The following is a 22253-nucleotide window of genomic DNA, read 5'->3' as shown; positions in this document are numbered from 1 at the left end:
TGCGCGAAGGACTCATGGCCGCCAGGGCAACGCCGGCGCAACCAGGCGCGGCCCGTCGAAGCCGGCCACCTCGGGAAACCGGGCCCGTCCTTGCTCCCAGTCATCCTGGGCCTGGGCAATTTCCGCCTTGCTGTGGCCGACGAAATTCCACCAGATGAAAATCTCCTCGCTGAACGGCACGCCGCCAACCAGCACCGCCCTGGCCCCGGCCGAGCTTTCCAGTTCGAGCCGCTCCAGCCCTCGTCCCAGATAAGCCAGCTCGTCGGCAGCGAAGGCCTCGCCGTTGATCAGCCACTCACCGGTCAGCGGCAGCACCGCATACTCGAACCCCGGCTCCAGCGTGAGGCGGGTTCCACCGCCGGTGCTGGCGGCCAGATCGAGGCCCACCAGTTCCGAGAACACCTTCGCGGGTGATTGCTGCCCGGCGAAGCGTCCGGCCAGCAGCGTGAAGTGCATGCCGTCGGCCTGCCAACTGGGCAACGCCCCATGGTGGGTGAACGAGGGCGGTCGATCACGTTCGGCGTTCGGCAGGGCGATCCACAACTGCACGGCATGCAGCCGGTCCTCACCCGGCAACGACACTTCGGTATGGGCGATACCGTGGCCGGCGGTCATCAGGTTCACCTCGCCCGGGCGAATCAGTTGCTCGTTGCCCAGGCTGTCGCGGTGCATCACCTGCCCCTCGATCATCCAGGTAAAGGTCTGCAGGCCGATATGCGGATGCGGCCCGACCCGCAGGCCATCGCCCGACTTGAACACCGCAGGCCCGGCATGATCGAGAAAGCACCAGGCGCCCACCATGCGCCGGTGCCGCGAAGGCAGCACCCGGTTGACCGGCAGCCCCCCGCCCACCTCGGCGCTGCGCGAGGCGATCCGCTGGATGGCCCGGTTACCCTCGACGATCGGACAATCGTAGGACGATGACAGCTCACTTCGGGTTTCGTGAGTGCTCATTGCGGGCTCCTCTGCTCTCTGGCTGCACGCTGGCGGGATCGACCTCGCCGCTCATGTGCGCTACGGGACTTAGTCATACTAGGAGACAGCCCGACCCGGGACATGACCGCAGGTCGTCCATCCACCCTAGAACGGCAACAGGTAGCGCAAGGTCAACTGATTGCCTTCCGAGCGATTCCTGGCCCCCTGCTCGACATAGTAGTTGGCGAAAAACGCCTGCTTGCCGTGGCGGTACATCACCCCCGGCCCCAGCCCCAGCACCCGCTCCTTGGAGTCGGACTGACGATGCCCATCGATCCGGTCGGCGCTGACCTGCTCCAGGTGATAGCCCGCCACCCCCACTCGCCAGGCATCGTCCAGCGCATAGGACACCGAGAAATTACTGTGCACCGCCTCCCCCGGCTGAATGCTGTCGGCCTGCAAATGGGCCGCCGGGTCGTTGTTGCGACTGGACCATGCATAGTGCAAGCGGCCGCTGACCTCCAGGCGATCGGTCAACTCCCAGGTAAAGGCGTAATGCGGACTGACCACCCAGAGGTTGCTACCGACATTGATGCTGGCGTCAGGGTCGTAGTCGCCGGTGGGCGCCGTGATCACCAGATTGAGGCGCTGCCAGTACGGTCGACCGAACAGCGACACCGGCGCCCACTGCAGCAGCATCGGGCTGAAGACCAGATCACCCTGGCGGGTGCGGGTGCCCTCGGGGCCGCCGTCGATATCCAGCTCCAGGCGCACCAGCGGCAGCAGGACTTCCGCGCCATAGTGCGCGCCCAGAAAGGTCTCGGCACTGATATAGGCCAGGTGCGGCAGCACCGTGGTGCTGCGCACCTGCTGCCGCCCGGGCAGCGCATTGCCGCGGTGATCGGTGGCGTCGTCGGAGCGGTAGGACTGGATCGGCAGCTCGAACAGCTTACCGGGCAGCACCACGCCATCCATGAAGCTGGTGTTACCCAAAGGCAACGGCGGCAAGCTGACGGCGTCGGCCATGGCACTGGCGCAGCCCAGGGCCGAGGCCAGCGACAGCAGCGCGGCGGGTAATCCAACTGGTTTCATCCCGATCTCCCCTCATCCCGAACAGCGCGGGCCGTAGAAACCGCGAACCTTAAATTTGCAACAGCAACCCCGCTAGCCCTGACAGATCACCTACTGTGTTCTATCTGGTGAACGATCAACCTGCCCGTACGCGCACAGGACAGTCCAGTCACGTGCCACCCGCACAATGCCAGAGCAGAACCTTGGACAAGGCATGGCCGCAAGCCTCATAATGAGACTTGTTTACATTAGTACATCTGCACCAAGGAGTTTAGGTGCCCCTAGCCCTTTCCACCGCGCGTCGCCAGGTTCTGCACGACCTCTACGCCGATCACCATGCCTGGCTACTGAACTGGCTGCGCAAGCGCCTGCAGCATCGCGAGAGCGCTGCCGACCTGATGCAAGACACCTTCCTGCAACTGATCGGCCGGCCAGAGGCCCCCGATCGGTTGCAGCAACCCAGGGCCTGGTTGACCATCGTCGCCAAGGGCCTGATGGTCGATCGCCTGCGCCGGCACCGCCTCGAACAGGCGTATCTCCAGGTGCTGGCCTGCCAGGGCGAGGCGTTCGAGGTGTCGCCCGAAGAACGCCTGCAGTTGCTCGAAACCCTGATGCGCATCGATGCCCTGCTCGATGGCCTGCCGGCCAAGGTGCGCAGTGCCTACCTGTTGTCGCGCCTGGAAGGCCTGCCCTACCGCGACATCGCCCGGCATCTGGGGGTCAGCCTGAGCTCGGTCGAAAAGTACATGGCAACGGCGATGCACCACTGCTACCGGGCCTGTTTGTCATGAGCGCGCACCAGGTCCACGAAGACGAACTGGCGCAAGCCATCGACTGGATGGTGCGCCTGCGCTCGGGTGAAGCCCCCGAGGAACTCTGGCAGGCCTGCGCCCGCTGGCGCTCCGCCGATCCCCGGCACGAGGCGGCCTGGCAAGCCCTGCAGGCCAGTGAGCGATTGCTCGAAATGCCGACGCCGCAGGCCCGCATAGCCCGCCAGACCCTGGAGGGCGCCGGCCGCGCCAGCGTCTCCAGGCGCCAGACGCTCAAGCTGCTGGGCCTGGTCAGTGCTGGCTGGTTGGTGCTGGACTCTTCCAATTTCCGCAGCGCCGACTACAGCACCGCCATCGGCCAGCGCAGCAGCATTGCCCTGACCGATCACACGCGCATGTGGCTCAACACCGACAGTGCGGTGGACCGCTCAACGTCTTCGCAGCCCCCGCACATTGCGCTGCAGCGCGGGCAGATCCAGATCGCCCACCACGCCGGCGAGCTTGCCCCCCTGCTGGTGCGCAGCGGCGAACTGCGGCTGATTACCCGGGACAGTCGCTTCGACCTCCAGCGCCAGGGCGAGCACCATCGCCTGGACATGCTGGAGGGCAGCGCCGACGTGCAGTTCGCCCACCATCCGGTTGCCCGCCTCACCGCAGGACAACGCTGGCTGATCGGTGCCGACGGTCGCCGGCCGCTGCGCGACGACCACCTGGCCCCAGGCACCTGGATTGACGGACAACTGGTGGTCAAGCGCATGCCCCTGGCGCAACTGGTCGATGAACTGGCGCGCTACCGCAGCGGCTGGCTGCAGTGCGCGGACGACATCGCCAGCCTGCCGGTTTCCGGGGTGTTCCAGCTGGATGACATCGAGCGGACCCTGGATGCGCTGGGTGCCTCGTTGCCGGTGAAAACCCAGCGCCTGTCGCGCCTGTGGGCCCGTATCGTGCCCGCCTGAATTTTTTTACCTAGGTCGTTACGGGTTTTGCCGCGCGCTTCGACATAAGAGAAAAACATCTGCTTGTCGAAGGAGCTTCACGTTCATGCCTCACCGTAAACACCGCCTCGCGCTCGTGCTGCACGCTGTTCTTGCGGGCGGCGCACTGTCCCTGCCTGCCACGGGCGCCTGGGCAGACAGCAGCACGCACAGCTACCACCTGCCCGGTGCGTCGCTGGAGGATGCCCTCAGCCAGGTTGCCCGCCAGGCCGGCATCACCCTGCCGATGGACCCGGCCCTGGTCGCCGGCAAACGGGCGCCCGCCCTGCAGGGCGAGTACAACGTGGGCCAGGCGCTGGATCATCTGCTGCAAGGCAGCGGGCTGCAGGCACGTGAAGTCCAGCCCGGGATCTGGGCCTTGGCCGCAACCATGGCAGGCAGCCCCCTGAGCCTGGACAACATGGTCATCACCGCCAGCCAGACCCGCCACAGCGAACTCACCGCCCCGGCCAGCGTCAGCGTGATCAGCCGCGAGCAACTGCAACAGATGCAGGCGCTGGACCTCAGCGAAGCAGTCGCCAAGGTGCCGGGCGTCAGCATCGCCGCATCCTCCACCTTCGGCCGCCACAAGATCAAGATGCGTGGCCTGGACTCCGACTACACCCTGCTGCTGGTCAACGGTCGGCGGATCAACTCGCGCGATGCCCTGACCAGCAACTACGCCAACGACTTCGACCTGTCGGCGATTCCGCTGAGCGCAGTGGAGCGTATCGAAGTCATCCGTGGCCCGATGTCGTCGCTGTACGGGGCCGATGCCATGGGCGGCGTGATCAACGTCATCCTGCGCCGTCCCGGCAACGAAGCCGAAGGTGCACTGAGCTACAGCTACCAGCACACCCCCTCCGGCGACGGCGGCGACATCAACCACAGCTCGCTCTATAGCGCCGGACCGCTGATCGAGGATCGCCTGCTCGGCAACCTGGTGCTCGACGCCAGCGACCAGGCCGCGTGGAAATCCAGCATGACCACCGACGACCGCGCCCATGCCCGCGAACAGCGCCAGAACTGGGCAGTGATGTCCAACCTGAACTGGCTGATCGACGACAGCCAGGACCTGGAGCTGGACTTCAGCGCCCGCAACGATCAACGCGATGGCGTGTGGAACAACTCCAACGTCAACTTTCCGCGCAACCAGCAGGAAATGGAGCGCTACACCTTCGGCCTGACCCACAACGCCCAGCTGGAGCGGGCCAACACCCGGCTGCGCTACTACCACGAACAAGTGAACCTGAGCGATGACTCGCAACTGACCACTGCCCTGCGCGGCGTGGCCGGCGATGTGCGCCAGCGCAACCAGACCGTGGATGGCCAGATCAGCGGCGACCTGGGCAACCACCTGCTGACCGCCGGTGCCGAATACCGCCACACCCTGCTCGAACACAACCAGAACCTCGACGGCGACGCCACCGACTTTCAGCGCGCCCTCTACCTGCAGGACGAAATCGCCCTGGGCGACCTGCGCCTGACCCTGGGCGGGCGCCTGGACGACCACAAGACATTCGGTTCCGAATTCAGCCCGCGGGCCTATGCGGTCTACTCGCTGACCGACGACTGGGTGATCAAGGGCGGCGTGGGCAAGGCCTTCAAGGCCCCGAGCATCAGCCAGGCCGACCCCAGCTACGCCATCCCCGCCTGCCGCGGCCGCTGCGTGGTGGCCGGCAACCCGGAGCTGAAACCGGAAACCGCAACCGCCTACGAAATCGGCACCCTCTACCAGAGCGAAACCCTCGAACTGGGCGCCAACCTGTTCTACAACGACATCAAGGACATGATCCTGGCCGACGGCTGGCGTCCTGGGCACATGCCCGCCGTACTGACCTACTACAACGTCAGCAGCGCCCGAACCCGAGGCGTCGAACTGCTGTCCAGCGCACAACTGAGCGAGACCCTGAAACTGAGCGCCAACTACACCCTGACCGAGGCCGAAGACCGCGACACCGGCGAAGAACTGCGCCAGGTGCCCAAACACACCGCCAACGCCGACCTGAACTGGCAACTCACGCCACGCTGGCAGGCGCAGCTGGGTTACCAGTACATCGGCAGCCAGGTGCTGCGTAACACCATCAGCAACCAGGACGTGGACAGCGCCGCCTATCACCTGGTCAACCTTGGCAGCCAGTACCAACTGACCCCGCAACTGAGCCTGAACGCCGGGGTGAAGAACCTGGGCGACAGCGATCGCGACTCGGCTGCGCGGGATGCCGATTACATTGAACTGAGCCGGACCTTGTATGCCGGGTTTACCTTGGCGTTCTAGTCGCCGGATGCCGCGGTGTCAGGTGCTGCGCGGCGCCGGCATCGCTGGCGTTGCCAGCTCCCACAGGGTTTCAGGTCTACCTTGGAAAGCTAATCAGGCACAGCTCCCACAGGACTTCGGGTCTGCCTTGGAAAGCTAATCAGGCACAGCTCCCACAGGACTTCGGGTCTGCCTTGGAAAGGTAGTCAGGCACAGGTCATTGTGGGAGCTGGCGAAGCCGGCGATGGCCGCGCCACGGTGCCCTGGCCAAACGCCACTCCACCACTCGTCGCCTTGAGAACCCCACACCCCATTTCTCGCCACCCTCTGGCGTATCAATTGCACAAGCCGGCCCCAGCAGCCCCGGAAAGACGAAATTCTGACGCGGCAGCGGCCAAAATTATCGTTCAAAGGGGCGCCCCAGCGACGCCTGCCCAGTTATCGGAGATGTAACGTGTCAACGCTCAGTGAAATCGCAATGAACCACGCGCGAATGGTCAAAAGGCTGGCGGAAGAATCGGTCGCGCCACTAGAACGGCAGCCACTGGTTGTAGGAAGTTTTGACGTTTGCACCATGGACACGCCACACCACCTGCCGCTGCACTTTCTTATGGACGCTCAAGACAGAAATATCGACCTGATCAGCGCAGCGATCTGACATAGGCATCTCCCCTTCGAGGACTGGACCGGCTTTCGCAACCAGGAACAGGTCCAGCCCTCATATTCAAAAAAGGCAGTATTATATTTTTATTGATTCTTTTACGGAATAAGCAGCCCTCCGTATAACGGTCGCACATTCATACCGCTGTGCGAATCGAATCATGTCTCCCGGCCAACACCATCCCTCACTGTTCGCCCAGCAACTGTTGCCCTGGCAACAGCCATGCAACAAAACACCTCCCGCAGCAACAGCGCAAGGCGTAAAAAACAGCCAGAACCCCCGTAAAACGGGGCCTTCAAGTGTGGTACAGCCTTTGCTCAAGCCTGTGTACCGCTCTGCTCGCAGAGCATCACCACAGGACTTGAACATGACTGCTGCACTCAAGGTGGTCGCCGTTTCCGGCGGCGCCTATCGCCCTTCCCGTACCCTGGCCCTGACCCAGGCCATCGTTGCCGAACTGGGCAACCACCTGAACATCGATGCCCACATCGTCGAGCTCAGCGAGATCGCCCGCCCCTTGGGCAATGCGATGTCGCGTAATGAGCTGCCCGATGAGGTGGAGCAACAGCTGCAAACCATCGAGAACGCAGACCTCTTGATCGTCGCCTCACCGGTCTACCGCGGCTCCTACCCCGGCCTGCTCAAGCACCTGTTCGACCTGGTGGGCCAGCACAGCCTGGTCGACACCCCGGTATTGCTCGTGGCCAACGGTGGCAGCCCGTTGCACGCGCTGGTCATCGATCACCAGCTGCGCCCGCTGTTCAGTTTCTTCCAGTCGCTGACCCTGCCCATTGGTGTGTATGCCAGTGAAAGCGACCTGCGCGACTACCAGGTCAGCAGCGACACCCTGCAAGCCCGCATACGCCTGGCCGCCGAGCGCGCCCTGCCGCTGTTCGCCAACCACGCGCACAGCCTGCGCAAGATCGCCTGAGGAGCTACACGATGAATGTATTCTGGTTCCTGCCCACCCATGGCGATGGCCATTTTCTCGGCACCAGCGAAGGCGCGCGCCCGGTCAGCCTCAACTACCTCAAACAGATCGCCCAGGCCGCCGACGGCCTCGGCTACTACGGCGTGCTGATTCCCACCGGACGCTCCTGCGAGGACTCCTGGGTGGTCGCCTCGGCGCTGGCGCCGCTGACCGAGCGCTTGCGTTTTCTGGTGGCGATCCGCCCGGGGATCATCTCGCCGACGGTATCGGCACGCATGAGCGCGACCCTCGACCGGCTGTCCGGTGGGCGCCTGCTGATCAACGTGGTGACCGGCGGCGACCCGGACGAGAACCGTGGCGACGGCATTCACTTGAGCCACAGCGAACGCTACGAGGTCAGCGACGAATTCCTGCGCATCTGGCGCCGCGTGTTGCAGGGCGAGGCGGTGGATTTCGAGGGCAAGCACTTCAAGGTGCAGAACGCCAAGGCGCTCTACCCGCCGGTGCAGAAGCCTTACCCACCGCTGTACTTCGGCGGCTCGTCCGAGGCCGCCCATGAACTGGCCGCAGAGCAGCTGGATGTCTACCTGACCTGGGGCGAGCCGCCCGCCGCCGTCGCCGAAAAGATCGCCGATGTGCGCGCCCGCGCCGCCAAACACGGGCGCACGGTGAAGTTCGGCATCCGCCTGCATGTGATCGTGCGCGAGACCGCCGAAGAAGCCTGGCAGGCCGCCGACCGCCTGATCGCGTCGATCTCCGACGACACCATCGCCGCCGCCCAGCAGTCCTTCGCCCGCTTCGATTCCGAAGGCCAGCGGCGCATGGCCGCCCTGCACGGAGGTCGGCGCGACCAGCTGGAAATCGCCCCCAACCTGTGGGCCGGGGTCGGCCTGGTGCGGGGTGGTGCCGGTACCGCGCTGGTCGGCGACCCGCAGCAGGTGGCGGCGCGTATCAAGGAGTACGCGGACCTGGGCATCGACAGCTTCATCTTCTCCGGCTACCCGCACCTGGAAGAGGCCTACCGCTTCGCCGAGCTGGTCTTCCCGCTGTTGCCGGAACCCTACCGAAGCCTGGCCGGACGCGGCGTGACCAACCTCACCGGGCCGTTCGGCGAAATGATCGCCAACGATGTGCTGCCGCAAGCGCAGCCGGCATGAGCCACCACCCGTCAGCCCACCCAGGACCATCGAGGAACCCCGTGTGAACGCACTCCACCCGCAAGCCGCTGTACTCAGCCCGCTGCAAACCGCCCGCAAGTTGGCCGCCGACTTCGCCGAAACCGCCGCCGAACGCGACGAGCGTGGCGGCACGCCGAAGGCCGAGCGCGATGCCCTGCGCCAGAGCGGCCTGCTCGCCCTGAGCATTCCCCGCCAGTTCGGCGGCCTGGGCGCCAGCTGGAGCGAGACCCTGGACATCGTCCGCGAGTTCGCCAAGGTCGACAGCTCCATCGCCCATGTCTTCGGCTTCCAGCACCTGATGCTGGCCACCGTGCGCCTGTTCGCCCGCCCCGAGCAGTGGCAGCCCTGGTTCGAACAGACCGCACGCAAAAACTGGTTCTGGGGCAATGCCCTGAACCCGCTGGATACCCGCACCGTGGTGCGCAAATTCGATGGCTGGCGCGAGTTCTCCGGCAAGAAGAGCTTCTGCTCCGGCGCCAGCGACTCGGAAATGCTGATCGCCTCGGCGGTGGACGAAAGCGCCGGCGGCAAGCTGCTGATCGCCGCTATCCCCAGCGCCCGCTCCGGCATCACCCTGCATGGCGACTGGAACAACATGGGCCAGCGCCAGACCGACAGCGGCAGCGCCACCTTCGAACGGGTGCGCGTCGAGGAATCGGAACTGCTGCTCGACCCAGGCCCGTTGAGCACCCCGTTCGCCTGCCTGCGCCCGCTAATCGCGCAACTGCACTTTGCCCATGTGTTCCTCGGCATCGCCGAAGGCGCCCTGGAAGAAGCCCGCCAGTACACCCTCAAGGAGGGCCGGCCCTGGTTCAAGTCCAAGGCCCAGCATGTCAGCGAAGACCCGTACATCCTGCGTCACTACGGTGAGTTCTGGGTCGGCCTTGAGGGCGTGCGGCTGCTGGTCGAACGCGCCGCCCGCCAGCTCGACGAGGCCTGGGGCAAGGAACATAACCTCGGCAGTGAGGAGCGCGCGCAACTGGCGCTGTCGATCTCCACCGCCAAGGTGGCGGCCACCCGCACCGGCCTTGACCTGTGCAGCCGCCTGTTCGAAGTCACCGGTGCCAGGGCTACCCATGCCTCGCTGCGCTTCGATCGCTACTGGCGCAACCTGCGCACCCAGACCCTGCACGACCCGGTGGATTACAAGATCCACGAGCTGGGGGAATGGGCCCTGAACCAGACGCGCCCGACGCCCACCTTCTACTCCTGAGACCTGCCCATGGAACTGTTGACGCTGCCCCCCTCCCCGACACTGGCCACCTCGATCCGGGCGACCGCACAGGTCTTCGAAGACCCCAAATCGCAGGCGCTGCTCGCTCACTTGCAACAGGTCGCCCCCAGCGAGGCCAGCGTCCTGATCATTGGTGAAACCGGTACGGGCAAGGAGCTGGTGGCGCGGCACATCCACAACCTCAGCGGGCGGCGCAACGGCCCGTTCGTTGCGGTCAACTGCGGGGCGTTTTCCGAGTCGCTGGTGGAGGCCGAGCTGTTCGGCCACGAGAAAGGCGCCTTCACCGGCGCCCTGACCGCCAAGGCCGGCTGGTTCGAGGAAGCCAACGGCGGCACCTTGTTCCTCGACGAGATCGGCGACTTGCCCATGGCCATCCAGGTCAAGCTGCTGCGCGTGCTGCAGGAGCGCGAAGTGGTACGCCTGGGCTCGCGCAAGAGCATCCCGATCAACGTCCGTGTACTGGCTGCCACCAACGTGCAGCTGGAGCGGGCAATCAACGCCGGGCACTTTCGCGAAGACCTCTACTACCGCCTCAATGTGGTCAGCCTGCAGCTCTACCCGCTGCGCGAACGGCCCGGCGATATCCTGCCGCTGACCCGGCACTTCATCCACAGCTACAGCGAGCGCCTGGGCTACGGCGACGTGCGCCTGAGCCCGGAAGCCGAGCGCAAGCTGGCCAGCTACGACTGGCCGGGCAATATCCGCGAGCTGGAAAACGTCATCCACCACACCTTGCTGATCTGCCAGGATGGCCTGGTGCGCCAGGAAGACCTGCGCCTGTCCAACCTGCGCATCGAACGGCCGCAAAGCGCCCCGCCGCTCGATGAGTCTGCCGATGCCTTGTTGCAGCGCGCCTTCCAGAAACTCTTCGAAGAACAGAGCGGCGCCCTGCATGAAAAGGTCGAGGAGGCGCTGCTGCGCAGTGCCTACCGCTTCTGCCACCACAACCAGGTGCACACCGCGAGCCTGGTGGGCCTGAGCCGCAACGTCACCCGCGCCCTGCTGATCAAGATCGGCGAGCTGGTGGTGAACAAGCGCAGGCCCGGGCAGAGCCTGCAGGGCGACCGGGTGATCAACCTGTCGATCTGACCGGCTCGATGCGATCGGCCACCTGGCGCGCCTGCTCCAGCACCTGGGCAAACACCTCGGCCGGCGCCTCCACCCGAACACGCAGGCTGCCGAGGGTGCGGCCCTGGATACGCTCCAGGCTGCCCTGCACCAGGCGGGTGGTGTAACCCAGCGCAGCGGTGATGGCGGTAAGCTCCGGCTCGTGGCCGCTGGCGCCGGTGTAATGCAGGTCGAGCAGCAGCTCCTTCGACGTCCGCGCCTCGGCGGCACCCGGCTGTGAAGTATGCAACAGGGTGCGGGTCACCTCGTGCTGCGGATTGCCGAACACCTGCCACACCTCGCCCTGCTCCACCACCTCGCCCCGCTCCAGCACCAACACGCGGTCGCACAGGTCGCGGATCACTTCCATCTCGTGGGTGATCAGGACGATGGTCAGGTTCAGGCGCCGATTGATATCGCGCAGCAAGCCGAGGATCGACTGGGTGCTCTCCGGATCGAGCGCCGAGGTGGCCTCGTCGCACAACAGCAAGTCCGGTTGCAGCACCAGCGCCCGGGCGATCCCGACCCGCTGCTTCTGCCCGCCGGACAGTTGCGCAGGCCAGGCATCGCGCTTGTCCTCCAGGCCCACCAGTTGCAGCATCTCGGCCACCCGCCGCTCGCGCTCGGCGGCACCGATGCCCGCCAGCCTGAGCGGCAGGGCGATATTCTCGCCCACGGTTTTCGCCGCCATCAGGTTGAAGTGCTGGAAGATCATCCCGGTGCGCTGACGCTGGCGCGCCAGTCGGGCCTTGTCGAAGCCGGCGATATCCTCGCCGTCGATCAACACCTGGCCACGGCTGGGGTCTTCCAGGCGGTTCAGCGAGCGCAGCAGCGAAGACTTGCCCGCCCCGCTGCGGCCGATGATGCCGAACACCTCGCCACGGCGCACCTCCAGGTTGATGTCTCGCAAGGCGTGAACCGCCTGCCCGCGCCCCGGGTACTGCTTGCCGAGCCCCACCAGGCGGATATGCACGGCAGCCGTAAGCGGCTGCGAATTGAAACTGACCATGCGCTGAACCTTCAATCAGAAGCCGGGAGCGATCTGGCCCTTGTAGCGGGTCAGGATGAACTGGCGCACTTCGGGCGAATTCAACGCCTTGGCCAGCTTCTGGATGCGCGGGTCGTTGATGTTGTCGGGGCGGGCCACCAGGAACTCGATGTACAGGTCCTTGCCCTTCTCGACGATCAGCGCACTGTTGGTGTCGATACCGGCTTCCAGGGCGTAGTTGGCGAAGATGAACGCCAGGTCGACCTGGTTCACCGCCCGCGCCAGCAACGCCCCTTCCAACTCGCGGATCTTCAGCTTCTTGGGGTTGGCGACGATGTCGCGCTGGGTCGCCAGGGTATTGCTCGGGTCCTTCAACGTAATCAGCCCGGCCTCATGCAATAGCACCAAAGCGCGACCGGTGTTCACCGGGTCGTTGGGAATGGCCACGCTGGCGCCCTCCTTGAGCTCGGCGAGGTTCTTGATCCGGGTCGAATAGGCACCGAAAGGCTCGATATGCACGCCGACCACCGGCACCAGATCGGTCTTGCGGGTGGCGTTGAACTCGTCGAGGAAGGGCCGGTACTGGTAGTAGTTGGCGTCGAGGTTCTTCTCGGCCAGCTGCAGGTTGGGCTGGATGAAATCGGTGAACACCTTCAGATCCAGGTCCACGCCCTCCTTGGCCAGCGTCGGTTTGACGAACTCGAGGATCTCCGCGTGAGGCACCGGGGTAGCCCCCACCACCAGTTTCTCGTTGGCGTGGGCGGACAGCGACAGTACAGCAGCCAGTACGGCCAGGGTCTTCTTCATGGTCTTGCTCCTGAACAGTGAACAGTGGCCGTCGTGGGGTGGACGTGGGCCGGCGGCAGCTGAACCCGGCTGCCGCAGACGGGAAAAACAGTCAACGCCGGGTGAAGTGGCGCACCAGGCGATCGCCACTGAGCTGCAGGGTTTGCACCAGCAGGATCAGCAGCAGCACGGTGACCACCATCACATCGGTCTGGAAACGCTGGTAACCGAAACGGATCGCCAGATCGCCCAGGCCGCCACCGCCGACCACACCGGCCATGGCGGTGTAATCCACCAGGACGATGGCGGTCACCGTGACGGCGGCGATCAGCCCGGTACGCGCCTCCGGCAGCAAGGTGTGCCAGACCGTCTGCCAGGTACCGGCGCCCATGGACTGGGTCGCCTCCACCAGACCGCGATCGACCTCACGCAGAGCGGTTTCCACCAGCCGGGCGAAAAACGGCGTGCAGCCGATCACCAGCGGCGGCGTCGCCCCGGCCACGCCCAGCGACGTGCCGGTGATCAACGTGGTCAGCGGAATCAGCACGATCAACAGAATGATGAACGGCATCGAACGCAGCACATTCGCCAGCACCGACAACAGCCGATACACCCGGGGCGAAGCCAGCAACTGACGCTGGCCGGTCAGGTACAGCAGCACCCCCAGCGGCAGCCCCAGCAGCACGGTAAAGCCGAGCGCGGCACCGAGCATGGTCAGGGTGTCCAGGCAGGCCTGGCCGATCTCCGACCAGTCGATATTGGCGAGCAACTCGTCCACAAGCACCTCAGGACCAGTCATGGCGCGGCGGCTTGATATCGTTGAGCAGCCAGTTGCCGACCACGTGGTACTTCCAGCGCACCGGATCATGCAGGGTATGCACCCGGGCATTGCGCCAGTGGCGATCGAGGTTGTGGCGGCGCAGGGTCGACCGGGTGCCGCCCAGCTCGAACAGCTTGTTGCTCGCCTCGATGGCGATCTCGGTGGTCAGCACCTTGGCCCGCGCCACGGCAAGCGAGGCGGCGGCGACATTCTCGGCATCCGGCGCCGGCCGGGCCTGATCGAGCACCAGGCCGGCACGTTCCAGCAGCGCCTCGGCCGCTTCCAGACGAATATCCAGGGCACCGACCTGGATGATGGTCAGCGGGTCTTCACTGGCCCTCTCCACCCCTGCATCGATCCACGGCCGCGCCTGCTCGCGCACAAAAACGATGGTGTCCTGCAGTGCAGCGCGGGCGATGCCGGCGTCGATGGCCGCCGTGGTGATCTGCGCGAACGGCCCGGCCAGGGTCGGATTCTCGTAGGAGCGATAGCTGGGGAACAGATTGAACGCCGGCACCCGCAACCCATCGGCCAGCACCGTACCGCTGGAGGTATTGCGCTGGCCGATGCTGTCCCAGTCATCGACCACCACCAGCCCGGGCGTGTCACGGGGCACGAAGGCCAGTTGCCCGTGGCCCTCCTCGTCCACGGCCAACACCCCGAGCCAGTGGGCATAGAGCGAACCGGTGCAGTAACCCTTGCGTCCGTCGATACGATAACCGTCGCCTTCGCGCACGATGCGAGTACGGATGTCCTGCACATTCTTGCCGCCGGTTTCCGACAGCGCATTGGCGAAGCGATGGCCCTTGAGCACCAGGTCGAAGAAAAAGCGCTGCTGCTCTTCGCTGCCCTGCAGGCGAATATCCTCCAGCAGGCAATAGTGGTTCTGCGGAATCTGCCCCAGGGACGGATCGGCCGCCGAAATAATGGCGATCACTCGCGCCAAAGTGGCGTAGGACACCTCGGCGCCACCGTAGGCCCTAGGCACGGTAATGCCCCACAAACCACTGTTGGAAAACGCATCGACCACCTCCGCCGGCACCGCGCGCTGCGCATCGCGCTCGGCAGCCCCCGGTTGCAGCAGAGCGGCGACCCGGTGGGCAACACTGATGGCTTCGGCATCGTCACGAATGACATGGGCATCCGGCTGGTGGATGGGGTAATGGGCAGTGATTACAGACATGATTGCTCTCTTAATAGAAACGAAGGAATTCAGGCCAGCTCAGGCGTGCTGGCGTGGGCGTGCAGACGGGACAGGTCGCGGTAGCCCGCGCCCGGATGGCTGGCCGGCAGACGCGGGCCGTCGCCGAACAACTTGTCGCGCAAGGTGCCGGGGCTGTATTCGGTCTTGAACACCCCGCGCTTCTGCAGCTCGGGAACCAGCAACTCGACCACGTCGCGGAAGGTTTCGTGGGCCAGCGCGTAGGTGAAGTTGAAACCGTCGACATCGGTCTCCTCGACCCAGTCCTGCAGCTCGTCGGCCACGGTCTGCGCGCTGCCGACAATCAGCGGCCCCATGCCACCGATACCGACCCAGTCGGCCAGCTCCTGCACCGTCCACTGCTTGCCCGGGTCGGCCGTGGAAAAGGCCTCCACCGCCGACTGCATGGCATTGGTTTGAATATGCTTGAGCACCTGGTCGGGTTGGTACTGACCGAAATCGATCCCGGTCCAGCCGGCAATCAACGCCAGCGCCCCCTCATAGCTGGCGTAGGATTTCAACTCCCGCCACTTGGCCTGCGCCTTGGTATCGGTCTCATCGACGATCACCGTCTGCATATTGAAGATCAGCACCTTGCGCGGATCGCGCCCGGCCTCGGCGGCGCGGCGGCGGATATCGGCCACGGTCTTCTTCAGCGCCGCCTTCGAAGGCGACGCGACGAATACACACTCGGCATGCGCGGCAGCGAAGTTCTTGCCCCGACTCGACGCCCCGGCCTGATACAGCACCGGCGTACGCTGCGGCGACGGCTCGCACAAATGAATGCCGGGCACCTGGAAATGCTTGCCATGGTGGCGGATCTCATGAACCTTGGCAGGATCCGTAAACAGCCCCCGCGCCCGGTCACGCACCACCGCATCCTCCTCCCAACTGCCCTCGAACAACTTGTAGAGCACCTCAAGGTACTCATCCGCGTAGTCGTAGCGCGCATCGTGATCGCTCAGCGCCTTCTGCCCGAGATTGCGCGCGCCGCTGTCCAGGTAGGAGGTGACGATATTCCAGCCGATCCGGCCCTTGGTCAGGTGATCCAGGGTCGACAGGCGACGGGCGAAGGGATAGGGATGCTCGAAGCTCAGCGACGCGGTCAGGCCGAAGCCCAGATGCTCGGTGACCAGCGCCATGGGCGTGATCAAAGCGAGCGGATCGTTGACCGGCACCTGCGCCGCCTGGCGAATGGCGGCATCGCCGTTGCCGTTGAGCACGTCGTAGATGCCGATGACGTCGGCAATGAAAATGCCGTCGAACTTGCCGCGCTCCAGGAGCTTGGCGAGGTCGGTCCAGTAGGTGAGGTCCTTGTATTGCCAGGAGCGATCGCGGGGGTGCGCCCAGAGGCCGGGGGCCTGGTGGCCGACGCAGTTCATTTCGAATGCGTTTAGACGGATTTCGCGTGGCATGGGGGGACTCCTGATCGATAGGCTTCGCGCTGTGGGGGGCGCGTTTAAGAGCTCTATTTCAGGAACCGTGCCAACGGATTAGTTGTTTTATTTCAATGACTTACAAAATTTGAAAACAGTATCAAGTGCACGCATCACTACAGGCTGTTGATCAACTGTCTGAAAATGAACAGGTGATGCGGCCCTTGAACTGTTTGCCGGTCAAGCGTGCTCAGGCCTCTTCCCAGCGTTTACGCAGCGTCCTGATAAACGCATTGCCCCGCAGCGGACGACCGTCCGGCCCGCACAACGCAACCGACCCCTCCGGCAGCCCAAAGACTTCCTCAATGCGCGCACGAATACTGCTGACCTTGGCGTCAGAGCGCGCCGCACGATAACGGGCGGCCTTCTTGCTGGTGACCACGACCTCGTCCGCTTCCTGGTCCTCAGGCTCCTCGTCCTCCCACTCCTCTTCCTCCTCGAAATCCTCGTCCTCCACCTCGTCGTCCGTATCGATCTCGCTGTCAGCTACCTCCTGCTGCCTATGGGAATACCAGGTACTGCCATCCTCCTTTTCCCACACCATGCCATCCTCGACATGGAAGGTGCGCACCGCTTCCGAGGCTGGCACGTAATCGCTGAATCGCGACCTCACCCCCGGCAAACGCTCGAAGGCAGCGCCAAGGGCCGTCAGCACCTTCTTCGGCCCGGCCACTAGCAGGAACTCGCACCAGCACGGGTCGCGGAAATTGACGCTGACTGTTCCATACATGAACAGCGTGGCCCGCAGCGATGCGTCCTCTGCTGCCAACCGGGACAGCACCTCCATCACCGTGCGCGTGATGCTGAAACCCGCGTCCTCCATGCTTTGCGAATCGATTTCGACGGTAGGCAGGGGCGACCTGCTGCTGACGAACTGAAGCTCGGTTACCGATTTCTTGATCATTACATCCATTCCTTGAGCAGATTCGCAGGCGGGCGACTACCCGCCTGGAGCGTTTTGTCCTGAATACTCACCTACCGTCACGCCGGCTGCGCCCGGTGCCTGTCCAGCACCTCGCGCGCCTTGCGTACCATCAGGTCGACGCGGTCCACCAGTTGGGTCATCGCCTCCAGCGTGTCGATTTCCTCGTCGCCATCGTGCTGCTCCAGCAGCTTTTCAATGCTCGCAAGCACCGCGGGTGACCAACGCTCGTTCTCCTCACCGACCTCCAGCAGCGAATGAAGGGTATTGAGCCCACGCTGCCCACCTGCCGTAATGGCCTCGGCTTCCTCGTTCAAGGCAAAGTCTGGCTGTTCATGATCGGACAGATCCGGAGCGTAGTCCTCGTCCTGCGCATCGAAGGCTGACTTGGTAGAGGCCTCCCCCGGCTCCCCTTCGATCTCAACCGCTTGAATCAACTCACCGATAAAACTTCTCGCCTCACCGCTGAGGAATCGCACCGTGGCCAGATGGGTATTGCGTCTGGGCGACTGGGGCAGATAGAAGCGAACCTGCTGCCCCTCCCCCAATACCGCATCGCTCCAGTCAAGCAAGGTACTGCCGGAGGCCAGCCGCGGATAATTGACGCGCGGATACAGACGCTCGACCACCTCGTCGTCCAAGGATTCCGGGTCCACCAGCACACCGTACTTGTACAGCAAATCGAAAGTGACCTTGAAACGCTTGTCCAGCTGCTTCGGGTCGACCCCCTTGTTATACGGCCCGGCCTGGACCCGCTGAGCGGCCACCAGCCTGCGATTGTCCAGTACACCCATCAGCTCATTCAGCGCCTGATCGGAGCTGATGCCCTCGGGCGGTATCCATTTAGCGAGAATGGACTGGGCGCTGGCCACCGCGTCGGCGATGGTCTGGTTGGCAGTTGGCATGGGAGATCCTTTCGAAATGATCCGGGAAATTAAGGTGTTACGGTGATAATGGCTAATTGATGGCTGCTTGCGCAAGGGTGCCTTGCCTATCGCCCCTCAGGGGGTTATTGCGGCTGATCGGGCATGGTGTGTGAAACATCATCCACCAGGGCCTTGGCCATGCCACTGAGGTAATGCGCTGCCCAGATGAGTGCGCCGTCGTGCTCGATTCCGGCCTGTAGGGTCAGGCGGTGAACGCAGCTCATCAGCAGTGCTGATTGTTCCAGGGCGAATGCCGCATTGTGGCCGGGTTCGACGCGGAACAGGCGGTGGGTGGAGTGTCCGTGTTCGCCTTCACCGAAGGTGCCGATGCCTGTTGTTTTGGGGGTGGGGGTGCTGGTTTTGTTTGAATCCTCATTCATGGACAAATCTCCCCTGCGTGCATGGCTATCCCGCGTTGCTGAGCGGTTTCGTCAGCAACGCGGGTTTTCCTGCTCATTGGCGATTCAGTGCTGCGCCTGAACGTTGCTCAAGGCCACTTCGACCAGCGTGCTGGCGTGTTCAATTTCGTGCAGGGTCGCCAGGGTCAGGGGGCGGACTGGGGGGCTGGGATGGAGCAGGACGATCTGTTGAACGATGCTCAGGGCACAGGTCAGGTGTTCGGTGGTCTGGACGAGGATGTCTTCGAGGGAATGGTTGGGGTGATGTGGTGGGTCGGGGACGATCTTTAGCATGGTAAACCTCTAGAGTCAGTGAGGCTGCTACAGACCTGCTGTCAAACAAGTAGGTGGCAGCTGTACGCGGGTTGACAGACCGAGGACTCTAGAAACTCGGCGCACACGAGGTGCCCCACGTACAGCCGCCATGAAGCGTGCACGTGTACTAGAGATCTGGGACGGCCTGTCAAAGCCGGTCGTTGAATGGCAACGACGAGGCGAGACTAGAGGGCTGCCGGGAGCGCTGCAACGACTTGAAGGCGGCAAAAGTATGATTGGGAAATGGACTACAAGAAATCAGGAAATTCTGAAGGCCTCACCAATTAGTGCGACAGGGTTCAAGCTCAATTGAACCAAATCTTGCAGTATTGGCGTACTGCCTGGAAATGCTCACTGGTATCAGAGTATGGACGTTACACTCGCAAGGACCAAGATCTTCCTGCCACAGCTCATGCAGATCTGCAGCAGGTACGAACCAAGCGAGTGCACCACTACTGGGGCGACTCAACGAGCCAACGATCAGCCAAGAGCCCTCTCAGCCTCGACTTCTGCACGTTGATAGCCTTCAGCACCCAAGGTCTTTTCGCAAATCACAGCATGTACCACCGAAGCAATCTTGTGTGCCAACAGTGGTGGAACTGCGTTACCTACCTGGTGAAATTGCTGAGTCCTGTTTCCCTGGAAGAAATAGTTGTCCGGGAACGTCTGAAGCCGAGCAGCTTCACGAACAGTCAGACTACGGCACTGCTTTGGGTCATAGTGAATAAAGTAGTGCCCGTCCTTGGAAATGTGGCTGGTAATCGTCGTAGCCGGCAGGTGTTCCAATTGAACCCTGAATCGGTCACTGAACTTACCGCTTTCCCAGTTCTTGTGCGCTGGCGCAAGCCCTGAGAGCGTGAATTGCTGATGCCCTTTTGGCGATGTCTTGTAGGCTCTGGCGTAGACGCTTGCGAACATGTACCTACGCAAGTCTGATGGCATATGGCCGCGCGCATCATGGTTCAACCAGTATTCAAGACTGTCATCGCGGTACCACCTGTCGAGGGCCACATCACCAGTGCAACCGTCACCCTTTCGACGAGGTACACGGAGAGCACCTACATCAACGGGCGCCGACAACAAACCGCTGCGAATTATGTCCATCTCGAATGCAAGCTTGGGCTCGGTTCGGCTATCGACCTCAGCCCTCAAGTCGTCGAGCTGATTGGCCACCTCCGTGTACCAGGCTTCATTTCCATCAGCTTGCTTGGTCAAACGACTTCTCAGCTTGGGAAGCTCTTCCAAGACCTGTTTCACACTCACCTGATCCTGAATCAGTGGGATCCAGCCATGCTCAGGAATGTTCCCTTCTTCGTCCAGGGCGATACCGAGCAGAATCACTCGATGCCGAGCTTGAGGGATACCATGATCCTCTGCCTTGATGATGAAGCCCCGAGGATCAACCTCATCGACGTCCTCCCCCGGACCGTAGGACTGCCCGGTAACCAAGGAGCAGACGCGATACTTGATGCCAGGCTCAGGGTCGCCGAGCGCCTTGTTAGGGTCCGTAAGATCTTGGAGTATCTGGGAGAAAATGCTTTCGCCACCCACCTTCGAAGAAAGAATGCCCTTGACGTTTTCCATTACGAAAACGGTTGGCTTTCTCTCTTTGATGATCCTGAGATACTCCTTGTAGAGAAAATGGCGATGGTCATTCTCTGGGCTGTAATCTGCCTTGGCTTGGTTGCGTGCCCGGCCGACAATCGAGTATGCCTGGCACGGCGGCCCGCCGATGAGCACCCAAGGCCGCGTGCGATCAAGCCTCTGATCGAGAATTTCATCCAGCTCTGCGTCACCCTTTTCAGACCCCAGCGTTATGCAACGAGCCTCTGCATCGGCTTCATGCCATTGTGCTTTGCTTCCTTCCGTATAAGGAGTTTCAGCCTGGCCGTTGCAGAAAGCATAGTAATCCACTAGGCGCTCCGGTTTTTTCAGCTTGAGAAGCCTGTAAAACGCTCTCAGCCGCAGAGTCTCTCTAGCCACGGGATCCATCTCAGCAGAAACCACGATTTCGTACCGAGTTCCTTTCCCCGAGGAGGCAAAGCCTTCACCAAGCCCCCCAGGGCCTGCGAAAAGATCGACAATCTGGATAGGCTTAGAAAGCATCACATCGCTTTCAAAAGCTTTGTCTTGCCCAAGGGGCAAATTCATCTGGGGTTCAGTCATGGACATAGTCAGTAAAGAAATCAGGTCTCGCATGATGGCCAGTATTCGCGGCAGCAATACTAACCCGGAAATGAAGGTCCGACGGTTTCTGCATCGCCATGGCTTCAGATATCGCTTGCACCAAAAAAATCTCCCAGGCAAACCCGATGTGGTGCTAGCCCGCCACCGCGTCTGTATCTTCGTTCATGGCTGCTTCTGGCACCGTCATCCGGGCTGCAGGTTTGCAACCACACCTAAGACCCGAGAGGATTTTTGGAAGAACAAATTCGCTCAAAATGTCGCGCGAGACCTAAAAAATCGACAAGAGCTACAGCATCAAGGATGGCGTGTCTTCGAGCTATGGGAATGCGGGATATGCTCTCCGAAAACGGATCTGGGTTGGCTACTGGAAACGTTGGGGGATTGTAATCAAAAATTTGTCTCATGGCCGAACTTGGATGCACCGGAAGAAGATCCTTAGCCCCCAGCTCATCGAATGATAGCGCCAATCAATGTGAGCCACCCCACCTACAATTATTACTGACAGCCCTTACCTCCTCAAGCAGAACGATACGCTCATCCGGTGCCAATCCTCGGTGAAATCATTGACCGCATCGAGAAAGTTCGGTCGCGTTTTGTCCCCCTGTCAACCTATACCTACAAATTGAGCCTGCAGAGCCAAGCGCAAGCTTAGCATCTAGTCGCCCTTGCCTGCGCATCCTTACCCTAATGGGCTGAGGGATGAAAACCGACGAATTGCCGGTCACCGAGCGCAAGCCGCGCAACGCAACCCCTCACCCAATGCCCTCCAAAGGCCGCAAGATTCCGCGCCCCCCCCACGTGCAGCCCTACCAAGCCGAGGAAAGCAAAAAGCCATCACAACCCCATTGACATTCTTCAAATATTGGCTAAATATTTACTAAATATTTGCGAAAACCACGAAACGTTAGAGAAAAAAAATGGAAGAAAAGCGCGAAAAATTCGTACGCCTTGCCGAGCAGAGAGCAAACAGAGCCCTGAATGACATACGGCTGATCGGAAACCTTTCCAATCGAAACGCCTACAGCTTCACAGAGGAGGATGTGAAGAAAATTTTTAAGGCTCTGCAGAAAGAACTGGACCAAGCTAAGTCTCGCTTTTCCGAAGCAGAAGGCGCGTCGTCCGGCGACTTTAAACTGTAAGAGATTTTTCGATTTTAATTTTCCTTTTGAGAGGTTC

At 62.5% G+C, this 22253-nt stretch carries 22 protein-coding genes; 10 read left to right on the top strand and 12 right to left on the bottom strand.

Annotated features, from left to right (window positions below; genetic code table 11):
* Nucleotides 1-12: 12 nt before the first annotated feature.
* Together M2D63_RS17935 and M2D63_RS17930 are read right to left on the bottom strand one after the other, a co-directional pair.
* On the bottom strand, nt 13-954 hold the full coding sequence (locus M2D63_RS17935; RefSeq protein ID WP_285864293.1) for a pirin family protein: 942 nt from the start codon (nt 952-954) through the stop codon (nt 13-15).
* Between the two features lie 126 nt (nt 955-1080).
* Nucleotides 1081-2007 carry a transporter gene (locus M2D63_RS17930; protein WP_285864292.1) on the bottom strand — a complete coding sequence of 309 codons (927 nt, stop codon included), beginning with the start codon at nt 2005-2007 and terminating at the stop codon, nt 1081-1083.
* Between the two features lie 254 nt (nt 2008-2261).
* Between M2D63_RS17930 and M2D63_RS17925 the strand changes: the two genes are divergently transcribed.
* The 8 genes from M2D63_RS17925 (at nt 2262) to M2D63_RS17890 (ending at nt 11080) form a co-directional block, all read left to right on the top strand.
* Nucleotides 2262-2777 (top strand): sigma-70 family RNA polymerase sigma factor, encoded by a 516-nt coding sequence (locus tag M2D63_RS17925; protein WP_285864291.1) that lies wholly within the window; start codon nt 2262-2264, stop codon nt 2775-2777.
* A complete protein-coding gene (locus tag M2D63_RS17920) occupies nt 2774-3712 on the top strand; it encodes a DUF4880 domain-containing protein (protein WP_285864290.1) in 939 nt (312 codons plus the stop codon). Before M2D63_RS17925 ends, M2D63_RS17920 begins: the two co-directional genes overlap by 4 nt.
* Nucleotides 3713-3797: 85 nt before the next feature.
* Nucleotides 3798-6008, top strand: coding sequence for a TonB-dependent receptor (locus tag M2D63_RS17915; protein WP_285864289.1), 2211 nt, complete (start codon nt 3798-3800; stop codon nt 6006-6008).
* A gap of 433 nt (nt 6009-6441) precedes the next feature.
* Entirely contained in the window at nt 6442-6645 is a 204-nt protein-coding gene (locus M2D63_RS17910) for a hypothetical protein (protein ID WP_285864288.1), read from the top strand.
* 370 nt (nt 6646-7015) lie between these two features.
* Nucleotides 7016-7579, top strand: a complete 564-nt coding sequence (msuE, locus tag M2D63_RS17905) for an FMN reductase (RefSeq protein WP_285864287.1) — start codon at nt 7016-7018, stop codon at nt 7577-7579.
* Nucleotides 7580-7590: 11 nt separating this feature from the next.
* The gene (gene ssuD, locus M2D63_RS17900) at nt 7591-8736 is read left to right on the top strand and encodes an FMNH2-dependent alkanesulfonate monooxygenase (protein ID WP_285864285.1); all 1146 of its coding nucleotides are present in this window, start codon (nt 7591-7593) and stop codon (nt 8734-8736) included.
* A 43-nt stretch (nt 8737-8779) separates the two neighbouring features.
* Nucleotides 8780-9970: an acyl-CoA dehydrogenase family protein gene (locus tag M2D63_RS17895; RefSeq protein ID WP_285864283.1), complete on the top strand. Its 1191-nt coding sequence runs from the start codon at nt 8780-8782 to the stop codon at nt 9968-9970.
* 9 nt (nt 9971-9979) lie between these two features.
* The gene (locus M2D63_RS17890; RefSeq protein WP_285864281.1) at nt 9980-11080 is read left to right on the top strand and encodes a sigma-54-dependent Fis family transcriptional regulator; all 1101 of its coding nucleotides are present in this window, start codon (nt 9980-9982) and stop codon (nt 11078-11080) included.
* On the opposite strand, the gene M2D63_RS17885 is transcribed toward M2D63_RS17890, so the two are convergent.
* The 10 genes from M2D63_RS17885 to M2D63_RS17840 all read right to left on the bottom strand — a co-directional run bounded on the left by M2D63_RS17885 (nt 11064) and on the right by M2D63_RS17840 (nt 21056).
* Nucleotides 11064-12107 (bottom strand): methionine ABC transporter ATP-binding protein, encoded by a 1044-nt coding sequence (locus M2D63_RS17885; RefSeq protein ID WP_285864280.1) that lies wholly within the window; start codon nt 12105-12107, stop codon nt 11064-11066. The two genes, M2D63_RS17890 and M2D63_RS17885, sit on opposite strands and share 17 nt — an antisense overlap.
* A gap of 15 nt (nt 12108-12122) precedes the next feature.
* On the bottom strand, nt 12123-12893 hold the full coding sequence (locus M2D63_RS17880) for a MetQ/NlpA family ABC transporter substrate-binding protein (protein WP_285864279.1): 771 nt from the start codon (nt 12891-12893) through the stop codon (nt 12123-12125).
* Nucleotides 12894-12984: 91 nt separating this feature from the next.
* Entirely contained in the window at nt 12985-13650 is a 666-nt protein-coding gene (locus M2D63_RS17875; RefSeq protein WP_285864322.1) for a methionine ABC transporter permease, read from the bottom strand.
* Nucleotides 13651-13657: 7 nt separating this feature from the next.
* Nucleotides 13658-14875, bottom strand: coding sequence for an SfnB family sulfur acquisition oxidoreductase (locus tag M2D63_RS17870; RefSeq protein WP_285864278.1), 1218 nt, complete (start codon nt 14873-14875; stop codon nt 13658-13660).
* 29 nt (nt 14876-14904) lie between these two features.
* A complete protein-coding gene (locus tag M2D63_RS17865) occupies nt 14905-16308 on the bottom strand; it encodes an LLM class flavin-dependent oxidoreductase (RefSeq protein ID WP_285864276.1) in 1404 nt (467 codons plus the stop codon).
* Nucleotides 16309-16519: 211 nt separating this feature from the next.
* Nucleotides 16520-17233, bottom strand: a complete 714-nt coding sequence (locus M2D63_RS17860) for a hypothetical protein (RefSeq protein WP_285864275.1) — start codon at nt 17231-17233, stop codon at nt 16520-16522.
* 77 nt (nt 17234-17310) lie between these two features.
* Nucleotides 17311-18156: a hypothetical protein gene (locus tag M2D63_RS17855; RefSeq protein ID WP_285864273.1), complete on the bottom strand. Its 846-nt coding sequence runs from the start codon at nt 18154-18156 to the stop codon at nt 17311-17313.
* A gap of 104 nt (nt 18157-18260) precedes the next feature.
* Complete coding sequence (locus tag M2D63_RS17850) at nt 18261-18557, bottom strand: DUF3077 domain-containing protein (protein ID WP_285864271.1); 297 nt, start codon at nt 18555-18557, stop codon at nt 18261-18263.
* An 84-nt stretch (nt 18558-18641) separates the two neighbouring features.
* Nucleotides 18642-18869: a hypothetical protein gene (locus M2D63_RS17845; RefSeq protein ID WP_285864270.1), complete on the bottom strand. Its 228-nt coding sequence runs from the start codon at nt 18867-18869 to the stop codon at nt 18642-18644.
* Between the two features lie 501 nt (nt 18870-19370).
* On the bottom strand, nt 19371-21056 hold the full coding sequence (locus M2D63_RS17840) for a DNA cytosine methyltransferase (protein ID WP_285864269.1): 1686 nt from the start codon (nt 21054-21056) through the stop codon (nt 19371-19373).
* Between M2D63_RS17840 and M2D63_RS17835 the strand changes: the two genes are divergently transcribed.
* Nucleotides 21055-21516, top strand: a complete 462-nt coding sequence (locus tag M2D63_RS17835; protein WP_285864268.1) for a very short patch repair endonuclease — start codon at nt 21055-21057, stop codon at nt 21514-21516. The two genes, M2D63_RS17840 and M2D63_RS17835, sit on opposite strands and share 2 nt — an antisense overlap.
* A 478-nt stretch (nt 21517-21994) precedes the next feature.
* A complete protein-coding gene (locus tag M2D63_RS17830; protein WP_285864266.1) occupies nt 21995-22216 on the top strand; it encodes a hypothetical protein in 222 nt (73 codons plus the stop codon).
* Nucleotides 22217-22253 lie beyond the last annotated feature (37 nt).

This window comes from Pseudomonas sp. BJa5 (assembly GCF_030272875.2).
In the GTDB taxonomy this organism is placed as follows: domain Bacteria; phylum Pseudomonadota; class Gammaproteobacteria; order Pseudomonadales; family Pseudomonadaceae; genus Aquipseudomonas.
The sequence above is the reverse complement of the archived record's forward strand: the minus strand, read 5'-3'. Positions and strand labels throughout refer to the sequence as shown.